Raw genomic sequence first — 13107 nt, 5'->3', positions numbered from 1 at the left:
GTAAATATATGAAAAAGCAGAAACAGAATAGAATAACGGGTTGGATAGCACTTCTTGCATGTGCCTTTACGGTGTCGTCTTGTGTCTATCGTATGCCCGACGAAGATTGGGAGAAGAACGGTAAAGTGCGTTTGTCTCTTGAATGGCAGACCCGGAGCAGTTATCCGTCGGCTATGACCTATTATTTCTATAAAGACGGGACCGGGCGCCCGATAGTCCGCCTAGGAAGTGCTTCGGGTTATGAAGGGACATTGCCGTCGGGACAATATAAGGTGGTGGTTTGCAATACCGATTGCGATAATGTCCTGCTGGAAATGGATAACGGCTATGAACGGGCTTTCGGCAAGGCCCGGCAGATTTCTGCTTTAAAATCCGCTTCCGTACATATTGCACGTCCCGGTAATTTATACGGTACGGGTTGTCAGTCGATCGATGTAGGAGGAGAAAAGACCGTTGTGGAAGAGCTGTATCCGGTCAGTCTGGTGAAGACGCTGGAACTCAATATAAAGGTGACAGGAGGAGAAGATACCCGGTTGACGGGACTATCCGGCCGGTTGACAGGCGTTTCGTCGCAGGTACAGATCCCGACGGGAAAAGCATTGTTCGATACCCCGGCTTTTATGGCATTCGAGCCGGAAGCGGCTAATCCGGGAGTATATACATCTTCTCTTAATCTGTTCGGCCTGTCTGACGGAGGCGAGGAGGGTGATCCGGTCGAACTTTACCTGACGCTTACGCTGAAAGACGGAAAAGAGGTCACTTCGTTTACGGATATAACCGGAGTAGTGGGTAACGCGTTCGAGCAAAGCATATCGGCTCATGTCGTACTCGACCTGGAGATCGCGTATGATGAGATAAAAGGTGCAACGATCACCCTGTCCGGCTGGAAAGAAGGAACCGGTGAGGTGGAAAACTGACAATACTTGATATATAATAACGTATAGGGAAATGAAGATTAAAAACAGATATGTAGGAGGATGGTATCTGTCTGTATTTGTCCTTTTAGGAACAATAATGGCGGCCTGTTCAGACAGTGACGGAGATTTAACCGATCCGTTGGGGCAAAAGCTGGTGCTTCGTGCCTTTTCGGAGAAGCTATCGGGCGAGGTTTCTTTTGCCGACTCCGTATTTTTTGCCAAAGGCAATGAATCGGGAAAGTATACGGATATATGGAAAGCCCGGGTAAAAGCGGATGGGAGCACGAGTCTGACGGAACCGAAATATTATCCATCAGACAACAGTCGTATTTATCTGCGCGGCTTTGCACCTGAAGGTCGGTTGGCAGGTGAGGGGCGGATCGCTTATTCGATCGACGGACGGCAGGACTTGCTGGTGACCGACGAACAGAATGGCTCCCTGACGGATATGTTCTGGCAGGAAGGAAAGTCGTTCCGGTTTACCCATCTGCTGAGCCAGTTACGTTTTCAGTTCCGGTGTGACGAGGCTGGGAAAGAGAAAGGGTGGAAACTTTTCGGCCTTGTGGCGGAAGGTGTACAATGCGATGCCGTATTGTCGATGCCGGATAAAGGGTTGACTTTCTCCGGCGAACAAAAGGGGGTAGTCGTCCTTGACCGGATGGCCGGCGGCGAGTGTCTGCCGCTGGATACCGATTGGGTAGACATGTCGGAAATGGTCATGATACAGCCCGGTGTTGCGGTCGGCCTGACGGTGATACTGGAAGACCGTGCAGGCAATCTGACGCGGTTCGAGCGGTTGCCGGTATCGTTTCATGAAACGGATGGCTATCCGGCATCCGGCACTTCTTATCTCTTGTCGGTCGTGCTTCGTGCCGATGGTGCCTGTTCCCTGTCGGCACAGGTATCGGAATGGAAGAGAGGGAATAACGGAACGGGAGTTATCGATTGAACATATATTATTTAATCAATTAATAAAAGAAAGTATGAAACAAGTATGGATGTATGCCGCTTTTCTGGCGGTAGTGATGTCGGGTTGCTCTTCTTCGGAAGAAGGAGAGCTTCAAACATCTGAAATCAGGGTCGGAGCAACCGTAAGCGGAGCTATAACCAAAGCGCCGGTCGTTACGGGCGATACGTTTACGGCAGCTATCACCGCTTTTGAAGGAGCGCAAACTCCTCCATCATGGACGGCAGCCCCTGCATGGCAGAACAGTATCACATTGGTTGCTGCCGAAACAGCGGCGGGAACATCGGTCCCTTTGAATGTATCGAAGGTGTATCCGGCCACAGGAAATGTTTATATGGCAGCCTGGCATCCGGAGATCGCTTCCCTATCGGGGGTCGTGACTTTTCTGCAGACAGGAACGGAGGATGTGATGTATGGCGGTATCGTTAGCGGAAGCAAAAGTGTTCCGGCAGGAGCGTTTTCCTTTACTCATGCACTGACGCAGTTGAATTTCCAGGTACAGGCATCGGATGGTTATCTGACGGCAAACCCGGATAAGAAGATCACGAAAATAGAAGTTTTAGCTGCTTCTTATCCGAAGACAATGACGATCGCAGACGGTACTGTTACGTATGAGGCTGCAGCTACATTGCCGGTACCGGGCATTACATCTACCCAGCTTACCAAAGATGTGACGAAGATCGGTGAACCTTTCATGATACAGGCATTGAACGGCGTAAAAGTGAAAGTGACCTATGAAGGTGGTACAACCAGTCCGGAAATCAGCATTATGGATGCGTCTACCAAAGAAGGTCTGAATGCCCTGGCCGGAAATTCTCATCTGATCACTTTGTCATTCCTGAAAACAGGTGAAATAGCCATCGAAGGAACAGCCACTGTAGCCCCGTGGCAGGTAGGTGCCTCCGGAAACGGAACGGTAACAGAGTAGATTAGCAAATTGGCTTATTATTGAAAATAAATGAAACTAGTATTATTATTAAACGAGAAATAAAATGAGAACAAACAAATTTTTAGTAATGAGTATGTTGGCGACGGCTTTTCTGTGCAGCTGTTCCAACGAAGAAGAACCTGCTGTGGGAGGTACCCCGGAAGCGATGCAGGTAAGTGCCGGTATCGGAGAGGCTACCCGTGCGGTGATCGATGCCGGTTATGGCAGTGATCTGGCTGTGTCGTTTGCACGTTTGGATAATCCGGTATCTAATACGGATTGGACAACGCCGGCTATCGATGCTACCCGCCTCGGCGGTGGCGGCAATACCTCCGTTACGTTTGCAACGGCGCAGACTTATATGTCTGCCAATGGCCAGTCGGTGCTGATCGGTTATTATCCGCAGGCTGCCCTGAGCGGGAAAAATAACCCGACAGTCTCTTACACTATTACGGGCGACGAGGACATTATGGCAACAGAAGTACAGACCGGGGCTGCTAATGCCAAGTTTACCCCATTCACCTTTCAGCACCTGCTTACCCAGTTGCAATTCAAATGCTCCGGTTCGGCGGAAGCAGTTAAGAAATGGACAAAAGTTTCATCTATTACGGTAAAGAACGTACACAATACGCTGTTGTTGTCGCTCGACAAAACAAGCGGCGCTACGCTGGCGACAACAGGTTCGGCCAGCACCAGCCTGCCTGTGATAGGTTGTCCGGAAGAAGTATCGGCTCCCGATGCAGTCGACCCGCAGACCGGATATCTGATGATCTACCCCGTCGCGGATATGGGTACGGAGTCTGCCGCTATCGCCCTGGAAGTAAAGGCGACCTACGAAGGAACTGAAAAAACATTACAGGTTCCTATCAGCAATATCAGCGGAGGAGCACAGAAAGGACAGTCTCACCTGATCACCCTCAATTTCACGATCGACGGCGAGATCACCATCGAAGCAGGCATTGCCGAATGGCAGCCGGGCAACGGAGGCAGTTCAACGATCACTCCCGGAGCATAATCCTTTTTAGAATAGCAGGAGATGAAGAAAATAATAGTGATAGCCACCATCGTTTGCCTTTGGGCATTAACCGCTTGTTCGGACGGCAGCGATTCGACGTTGCAGCCGGTTCCCGAAACGACGGTGTGCCTGGAGGGGGCGATCGGTGTGTCTACCCGTGCAGTGATCGGCTCCGGCTATAAAAAGGATCTGGCTGTGTGTTTTGCCCGTCAGGACGAAACAGCCTCCGGAGCGTATGGTACGTGGAGTATATCCGGAGCCGTCCGGAGCGGCGGGGCGGGCAACCGTCCGGTCGTGTTCGACGAGACGCAGCTCTATCCGTCCGATGGAAGCAATATCCGTTTGCATGGCTATTATCCGGCAACCGGTGAAGCGGATGCTGCGGCAGGTCGGATAGCCTTTACCATAGACGGAATGACGGATGTGATGGCAACGGGCAGTCTGTCGGGAAACAGCTTTGCACCCCTGCGCACCTGTACGTTCCGGCATCTGCTGACCCAGCTCGGTCTGGTTTGCTACAGCGACCGGGCCGACCGGTGGGGAGAGATCGTCCGGATAGAAGCAACGGGGGTACATACCCGGCAACAACTGGACTGGCTTTCGGCTTCGCCCGCGTTGGCCGATGTTTCTTCACCCGAAGAAATAAAGATTGTAGCCGTACAGGAGATAGCTGGTCTGCCGGTTCCCCAGGTAGAGGAAGGCGGAGAACTTCCCGAAGCGCAGGGATATATCCTGCTTCCGGCCTTATCGGCCCCGATACAATTGCAGGTGACGACCACAAAGGATGGCAACGGGAACGAAACGGAAACTGTCTCCCGTGTATCGGTTGCCGTTGAAGGAGGTTTTCAGGCCGGCAAACGGCATGTCGTCTCACTGTTTTTCACCGACGGACGGAAGATACAGGCTACGACGGTCGGCGTAGAACAATGGGCGGATCGAGATGCCGGCGAAATACCGATTTAAGTAATAGAATAAGTTATAACTAGTATTTATATTAAAAACGAACGAAAATGAAAAAGACAATGACAATGGGCGCTATGGCAGTTGCCCTGCTGACAGCAGTCAGTTGCTCGAATGAGGAAACGGAAATTATTACCGGACCCGGCAACGACGGCCAGGTAGCGTTGGGGATCACCCCGAATCTGAAAGTGGATGCCGGAACCAAAGCGGCTACCAAATCTGTCGTGAGCGGTGAAGCGATCACGTATGATAAGGCCAATTTCTCAAGCAGCGATAATGCACCGGGGTTGGGTGTGTTGGTCACGAACAGCGGTGCTACCGGTTGGTACACGCCCGACGGAACAGAGTATACGGGCCATCATGTATGGTATCTGGGAGATGAAAAGGGAGCTAATTGGATTTCTGTCAAAACAAAAGCCGGTACTTTCGCCGATACGAAAGAAGTTCCTTATTATCTGAGTAAAACAGTCGGTAAAGTATATGCCTATTATCCTTATAATGCAGATCTTGCGACCACTCTTTCTTCTATAACTCAGGAATCTGACCTGAAAATCCCGGTAACGGTATTGACTACCGGTGAAATAGATGCTACGAAAAACAATGCGAAGAAGTATTGGAACGCCGGTAGTTGGGCTACGACTGCCAAGGGGGATCTGATAAACCTGGCGATGGCAACAGAAAAGGATTACCTTTATTTTGCAGGAACAGAAGGACGTTATGTGAACAACGGACGTGCGGACGGACAAACACCGGTCACTCCGGATGCCGAACCGGATAATAAGAATGCGGACAATCCTGGTTATAAGATCAATCTCGATATGCACCATGCCATGTCTATGGTGTCTTTCCGGGTGTACGATGGCGGTAACCTGAGTACTAATGACGTGAAATTTACTAAGTTCGAGATAAAAAACAATACAACTTCCGGAGCAAATCCTTTCAAGGTAGGAGCCGGAACCATGTCTTTGGTTGACGGTACGATTGCCGGCCCGTCTACGACAACCGGAATGGCTCGTACGATAACGAACTATATCCTGATGAGACAGGTGGATCCGACAACGGGAACTGAAGGTGAACATGCTTTCAAATCGACAGGTACCAGCACCAGCTCTGTAAACGGTAAATCGGTATCCAAAACGGTCAGTGCTATTGTGTATCCTACCACTTTCAATGAGGGAGAGATCGACGTGGTAATCACTCTGCAGGAGGGTAGTAACACTCCTGTCGAATATCCGGTAACCCTGACGGCCAATGAATGGGCTGCCAACAACAATTACATCTATACGCTTTCTGCCGGCCGTAATAAGCTGACGATAATGGATGTTACCGTAGAAGCATGGGTCGATAACGAACAGGACGAAATCCCGCTGTAATCATTTCCATTAAAACAAAGCCCATGAAACAGAATCTATATACATTTCCGCTAGCGCTCTTCCTGTTTTTGTGTACTGCCTGTACACAGGCTGATATCGTTTTGCAGGTAGCCGGTGGCGATGGAGGAGACGGCGGGAAAGACAAAGGTGTCCCTCTGTCGGTTAAGAACCTGGGCTTATCGGTGGAGATAGAAACGAGAAGCCTGGTGACCGGAGGTCCCGTGAGGAGTGACACCAATCCGAATCCGCTGACGCAGGTAGGACTTTGTGTCACGAAGCAGAGCAGCAGCGGTTCGGTGAGCGTTTATGCCAGCGGCAATAACACACAGATGTTCACCTACAATACCGTTACGCCTGCCTGGGAACTGGCGGAAGGCGAAGAGGCGCTCTACCTGTACTCTGAAAAGGGAACGGTATATGCTTATTCGCCTGCCGATAAAAGCGTCTCGCTCTCAGGCACTCCGAAAGTGCCGGTAATGAGCAGTGTGAAAGTCTCGGAAAAGCAGAATTTCGTATTCAATGACGGCGGTGGTGCGGTGGATGCTGCTACCGATGTACTGTGGAATACCGATCAGGATGATTATCTCTATTGCACGGCATCCGATCAGGTGGACCGCTGGCATCCGGAGGTTTCCTTAACCATGCGGCATGCGCTGACGAAGGTGAGTTTCCGTATTCTGGAAGCTGACGGGGGAACAGCATTCGATGGTTTCCATGTGGCTAAGGTGGTATTGAAAAGCAGTGACGGTTTTAAAAAGTCGACTTCTGCCAAGCTGAACCTGTTGACAGGGGAGTTGAGCGGTACGCTGACACCGGTAAGCCAGCTGACCTTTACTGCCGATGGCGATATGCGTGCTGTCGGAACCGGTGTGAACGAATCTGCGCAGGTGCCGGTACAGGCCTTCGGGCTGGTGATCCCGGTGACGGGTGTATCCGTTACATTGGAGCTGACACTCGACGACGGTCGCGTGTTCACGATGTCTCCGCCAGAAGGGAGTGCTGATCCCGGCACATTCACAGCCGATTGGGTGAAAGGGAATAATTATATCTATAATATCCGTATGCTTCCGCAAGGAATCGTTATAGCGAATATGGAAGTATCCGGCTGGAACGACGGTGGTTCGACCGACATTCCGGTAGAATAGGCTGCAACAAACAGGGCGGGCGGGGAGCGATACCCCTCCCGTTCACAAAGAAGAATGTGACAAGTAAAGATTAAAATGAACTGAGATGAAACGGAGTCGAATACAACTATATCTGTATGGGTTACTGGCCGGCAGTTTGCTGGTAGGGTGTACGGCAGGACCGGTGGAAGAGATCGTACCGGAGGAGGCACAGCTGGTGATGCTTAGCTTCGGCAAGCCTGACCTGGGAGTGCCTGCGGTACTGACCCGTGCCGATGAAATGGTGACGACACCTACGCCGTTACCTGTAGGAACAACCGTACGGATCGGCGCTTATTTCACCGGGAACGTCGGGGATAAGCAACAACCTGCTTCTTTTGCTACGGATGAACCTTCGTTTGAGGCTACTTATCGGATAGGCGATGACGGTGCGTTGACTCCCTGCCGGGTGGACGATGCCGGAAAGGTAGTGGAAGGAGAAGCCAAAGGCTTGCAGGTGAGAGGGGGCGTATACGATTTTTATGCGGTATCGCCGGCGCGGAAGCTATTGAAGGGTGCCGATAATAATTATAAGATAACCGGTATCCCCCATAAGGAAGATGTGATGGATGCTTTTGCCCGCGGTGTTGCGGTTGCTAAAGAATCGCGTGTGGTGACACTCGGCACTTTCCGGCGTAAATGTGCGTTGGTGGTGTTTAATGTGGCTCCTTCGCCCGACAACGCGCTGCCTTTCGAAACATTGTACGGCACAAAGCTGGAACTGAAAAAGATATCTTCTTCGGGGGCCTCTCTGATAGCCGGCGAAGATACCGGAATACCGCCCACCGGGGGGAGTGAAGAGGAAGAGGCCCGGATCGTATTTGCAGCCGAAGAATTCGAACCGGTGGAGTCGGACTCCGAAAATATCGGATTGAACAAGACAAAGGGAATCCTTATTCCCAAGAACAACCTGCCTTTCGATGTAGAGATAACAGTGGTAAGAGACAATGAAACGGCTACCCTGAAAGCGACGATCGATAAGAATATTTCTTTCGACGAAGGTAAGCGGTATGTTTTTACGCTGGAAGTGAAGAACAACGAAAGCAGCTTGCTGATGAAGGTGCTCGACTGGAATGCAATCGCATTTAAAGATGATAACGTCGGAGGCCCCGACGAGCCTTATCCCGATCCGGATGTGAATGAGGGGATCGGCACTACGATAGTTGTTGCCAAATGGACTGAAATACCCTGGAGCGGAAACGGGGAAATTGGAGGAAATTAAAAAACGAAATACAATGAAACGAGGAAGTGAAACAGGATGGAGGCCTTTGACGAGGATCGGAAGATTGCGCATCGGCTTATTGCTGGGATGGTTGTTTGTGTATCTGATCTTACTGGTGGCGGGTGGCTGCACACAGTCCGAAGTGGAAGAAGATGTGATCCCACCGCATGCCCTGAAAGATGTGGAAGCGGGTTTTAACCTGCATGTGCTGGCTAACCAGACACCCGTGACACGGAGTATAACATGTAGGTCTGAGGGTACGATAGATGCCGACACGTTGGTAGCGGCTGTAAGCGATACGGTGCGGACACGGGCTGCCGCTCCGTTGTCGGAGATACAGGAAAATAAGATTGCCAGTTTGTGGGTCGGACAGTACGATGCTACATCCGGAACCCGGCTGTTTAGCCAGTATATCTCCTCGATGGCTGATAATACGGTGAATGTGAAGTTGAAGCAGAGCCAGAGCGGAGCTAAAAGTCGTGTGTGGTTTGTAGCGAATGCCGGCGATCTGGGAGAAGTGGCTACCGAAAAGGCGTTGAAAGAGCGGACATTGACACATAAATCCACTGGTGAGGGCTTGCCTGAAGATAACTTATGTAAGATGACAGGAACCTGGGAAGGAATTGTACAGGAAGGTGGAGTGAAAGAGGTTACTGTGAACCTGAAACGCCTCCTCGCCAGGATTACGTTTACTTATTCGATGGGGAATGATTTTGCGTTTACACCTACATCGGTCATTTTGAAGAATGCTCCATCCGTATCGCAGGTGGAGGCACCGACAGGACAATTGACGACAGGTGTTACTTATAGTAACTATACAGGTACGGCCAATAATGCAGGTGCTACGGTCTACTGGTACCTACCGGAGAATATGGCGGGTACCGTTAGCGGAGAAAATGCAGTCGATTCGGAGAAAAAGAAGACCGGAAAAGGCGTTACGAATGCGACTTGTATCGTGTTGTCCGGCGATGCCGTACAGGGAGGTGTCACTTATAAGGATGTAAGTTTCACTTTTTACCCGGGTAGCAACATGAACAATTACGATATCATCCGCAATTCTCATTATACGATGACGGTCACATTGGTAGGTATAGATGCTTCTGACGAACGTATCACCGTTGGCGAAATACCTCCTATTGAGGTCGATCCGAGTGAAATGCCGGCAAATAAAGGCGGTGAAAAGGATATACAGATAACCGCCCGTCCAGGTCAGCCGTGGGAGTTTAATATGCCTGAGTGGTTATCCGCCGTACTGGATGGGAAAGATATCCCTACGGGGGCAACCATCACGCATCAGGGACCTGCTAATGTAGTATTTAAGGCTGTATCTGCTAATCCGAAAGCAGAAAAGCGATCTGTTTCGTTTAATATCGAAGTGAATGGAGTTAATCAGGAGATAACGATCACTCAAAGCGGTTCGACCCTGACGAAAGGAAATGCTGTTTCGTTAACTGCCACAAAGAATTCGGAGGGTGAATCTTCTTTTACTGCTACCGAGGGTTTGCAGTGGCTTGCCGCTTTGAGCGATGGTGACGGCTGGCTGGGTTGGTCGACAACAAATCCGGGAACTTCCGGAAGTGAGGCACCAGCTGGTGCACAGATACTTAAAGTAAAAACAACGGCTGCTAATCCTTCGGCACAGGCACGTAGCGGAAAAATCATAGTGAAAGCGGGTGCTTCTGTGGGTGATGCCACTTACACAGGGTTGAAGCAGGAGATAGCTGTTAGTCAGGCAGGTTCGACCGTTAACGGTTCGACTATTAACAGTATAGCTGCCAAGGGAGCGACCGGTGATGCTTCGTTTACGGCCACCGCAGGATTAGCTTGGGCATCGAGTGTAACGTCGGGCAGCTGGATCACTTTAAATTCCGGCGGCTCGGGAACACCTACCACTGGAGGGCCTCAGACGATCAACTATACGGCAACCGTAAATCCCTCTTCTTCTCCCCGTAGCGGCACGGTCACCGTCCGTGCGGGTGATGCCTCTGTCGGTCCGACAGGAAGTATCGTTCTGAACCAGTCGGGTGCAACCTTGAATGCAGATGCTGCCACCAAGACAGTAGCAGCAATAGCTTCTACGGGTAACACTTCCACTTTTACCGCCACTGCGGGTCTGTCCTGGAATGTGGGTGTTGCTTCTACCGGTAATTGGTTGTCTTTAACAGGTACAACTAGCGGAACGAACAATACGACCGATGCTGCTCAGACTATCACTTATAATGCTGTCGTCAATCCTGATGCATCCACTCGTCAGGGAACGATTACCGTAAAAGTCGGTAATGCCGTCAATGGTACGGATGCGGGGTTGACTAAAACGATTGCTGTTACTCAGGAGGCTTCTTCCTTAACGGCTTCCGGTAGTAAAATCACATTGGCAGCCACAAAAGGTGACGAAGGGACATTCACTTTTAAAGGAACTTCGGGTTTGTCTTTTTCTGTCACTAAGCCTGACTGGTTGACGTTAACAGGAACAACATCAGGAACAACGAACGGAGCAGATCAGACTTTTGGGTATAAAACAAACGCCGTCAATTTGAATAGTACCGAACGTGCAGCTGCCAATATATCTGTTAAAGCCGGGAATATAACTAAGAATGTTGAAATCAAACAGTCGGGTTCAACGTTTACTGTTGACAAAACGGAGATTGAGTTGGAGAATATTGAAACTTCGGGTTCTGTAAAGGTTACCGGTACGGATGGTTTGCCGTGGACGGTAACTCCGTCTGTGCAAACAAATGGAATAACTCCCGGTACCACTTCGGAAACGGCTAATGGCGGTGCTCAAACAGTGACATTCTCTTCTACAGCGAATACCGGTGGTGCCCGTGAGGTTACATTTACTATTGCAGTCACTGGAGGTAATCATTCAAAGGAGGTGAAGGTAAAGCAGAAAGCTGGGTTGACAAATACTGTGACGATTGATCAGGCTATAGCGGATGCTTATAAGGCATGGAATTCTAACACAGCTTATCCTCCTTTTAATTATGATAATGGAAATGTAACGGGAGGTGGTAGTGATTATAAAGGAAATTCTTCTGCTTATACAATAAGTACACCTTATACAGTAGAGGTTGAGAGTACTCAAAGTTCTTCAACCTATGTCTATAATAATAGTGCAGCAAAAAATTATTGTACGGGTAAAGGTGCTGGTTGGCGTTTGCCTACCCAGATCGAGTTGTTTGCTATGTGGACAAAGTGTAAAGGAACAAATAATGATGCAACGGATAATGAGGATGCATCAACAGCACTCGGCGCTAAGTTCATCAGCTATTACTACTGGAGTAGTTCGGTCTCCAATGGCAGCAGCAATAACCGCTGCGTACTGTACTTCACCAGTGGCGGTTTCAATTACAGCGGCACGGACGGCAGTCGCTATGTTCGCTGTGTCCGGGATAACTGAACAATTTATCAATTTAACAATTTAAAACCGAAAGACCGCCGTAAGGCGGTCGAAATTTGAAAATTAATCAAACAGAAAGGAGTAAGTATATGAAATAAGAAAATAGTCTGGACTTCAGAATACCATATCGTTACGGCGTATGGTAGCGTAAAGATTCGGACGAATCCGGTTGTCCACAGGATGTGAGTTCTGTTAAAATTATATCGGGGAGCCCCGTTTATAAGTTACGAGCGACAACTTCACCGTTCATCAGCAATTGGTACTGGAGTAGTTCGGTCTACAATGGTAACAGCGATCGCCGTTGCAAACTGAACTTCAACAATGGCAATTTCAATAACAACAACACGAACAACAATAACTATGTTCGCTGTGTCCGGGACTTGTTTGGAATCTTTGGGAATGAATGTCCGGAAAATAAGAGATAAATAGAAGTAAATGACAGATAAAAATAGTTTGAACTTCAGAATACCATATCGTTACGGCGTATGGTAGCGTAAAGATTCGGACGAATCCGGTTGTCCACAGGATGTGAGTTCTGTTAAAATTACATCGGGGAGCCCCGTTTGTAAGTTATAAGTGACAACTACACCGTTCATCAGCAATTACTACTGGAGTAGTTCGGTCTACAATGGCAACAGCAATAACCGCTGCAAACTGAACTTCAACAATGGCAATTTCAATAACAACAACACGAACAACAATCGCTATGTTCGCTGTGTCCGGGACTTGTTAGCGAATCTTGAATAAATGGAGTATAAAATGAAAATAGATTTTGAATCTTTGCTGGAAGCATGGTACGAATGCCGTAAGACGAAACGGAGAACGCCAGCTGCTATGGAGTTTGAGATAGATGCGGAGCATAATCTCTATACATTATATAAAGAGATAGAAGAAGGGCGCTACAAGATTTCGCGTTCGGATGCATTTGTCGTACTCGAACCTGTCAAACGGGAAGTCTTTGCAGCTTCTTTTCGCGACCGGGTGGTACATCATTATCTGGCAGCACGTATCAACCCTTTATTTGAAAGGGAGTTTATACTGGATAGCTATTCGTGCCGTGTCGGTAAAGGCACATTGTTTGCTGTGAACCGCCTGAAACGGTTTATAGCCCAATGTTCGGCCAATTACACCAAAGACTGTTATGTCCTTCAGTGTGACATAC

Annotated in this window: 9 protein-coding genes and 1 pseudogene; all 10 read left to right on the top strand. The window is 49.3% G+C overall.

Going from position 1 to position 13107, the window contains the following annotated elements; genetic code table 11:
* The first annotated feature begins 8 nt into the window (after positions 1-8).
* Positions 9-917, top strand: coding sequence for a DUF5119 domain-containing protein (locus QZ076_RS10605; RefSeq protein WP_293713209.1), 909 nt, complete (start codon positions 9-11; stop codon positions 915-917).
* 31 nt (positions 918-948) lie between these two features.
* The gene (locus QZ076_RS10600) at positions 949-1866 is read left to right on the top strand and encodes a hypothetical protein (protein WP_293713207.1); all 918 of its coding nucleotides are present in this window, start codon (positions 949-951) and stop codon (positions 1864-1866) included.
* 34 nt (positions 1867-1900) lie between these two features.
* Positions 1901-2812, top strand: coding sequence for a fimbrillin family protein (locus tag QZ076_RS10595; protein ID WP_293713205.1), 912 nt, complete (start codon positions 1901-1903; stop codon positions 2810-2812).
* A gap of 64 nt (positions 2813-2876) precedes the next feature.
* Positions 2877-3827, top strand: coding sequence for a fimbrillin family protein (locus QZ076_RS10590; protein ID WP_293713203.1), 951 nt, complete (start codon positions 2877-2879; stop codon positions 3825-3827).
* A gap of 21 nt (positions 3828-3848) precedes the next feature.
* A complete protein-coding gene (locus tag QZ076_RS10585) occupies positions 3849-4790 on the top strand; it encodes a fimbrillin family protein (protein WP_293713201.1) in 942 nt (313 codons plus the stop codon).
* Positions 4791-4837: 47 nt separating this feature from the next.
* Entirely contained in the window at positions 4838-6160 is a 1323-nt protein-coding gene (locus QZ076_RS10580; RefSeq protein ID WP_293713199.1) for a fimbrillin family protein, read from the top strand.
* A 23-nt stretch (positions 6161-6183) separates the two neighbouring features.
* A complete protein-coding gene (locus QZ076_RS10575) occupies positions 6184-7305 on the top strand; it encodes a fimbrillin family protein (RefSeq protein ID WP_293713197.1) in 1122 nt (373 codons plus the stop codon).
* An 85-nt stretch (positions 7306-7390) separates the two neighbouring features.
* Positions 7391-8545, top strand: a complete 1155-nt coding sequence (locus QZ076_RS10570) for a fimbrillin family protein (RefSeq protein WP_293713195.1) — start codon at positions 7391-7393, stop codon at positions 8543-8545.
* A gap of 13 nt (positions 8546-8558) precedes the next feature.
* Positions 8559-11945, top strand: a complete 3387-nt coding sequence (locus QZ076_RS10565) for a BACON domain-containing carbohydrate-binding protein (protein WP_293713193.1) — start codon at positions 8559-8561, stop codon at positions 11943-11945.
* 759 nt (positions 11946-12704) lie between these two features.
* A pseudogene (locus tag QZ076_RS10560) lies at positions 12705-13107 on the top strand (hypothetical protein); the annotation flags it as partial.

Source organism: uncultured Parabacteroides sp., from assembly GCF_905196875.1.
Classification (GTDB): domain Bacteria; phylum Bacteroidota; class Bacteroidia; order Bacteroidales; family Tannerellaceae; genus Parabacteroides.
The sequence above is the reverse complement of the archived record's forward strand: the minus strand, read 5'-3'. Positions and strand labels throughout refer to the sequence as shown.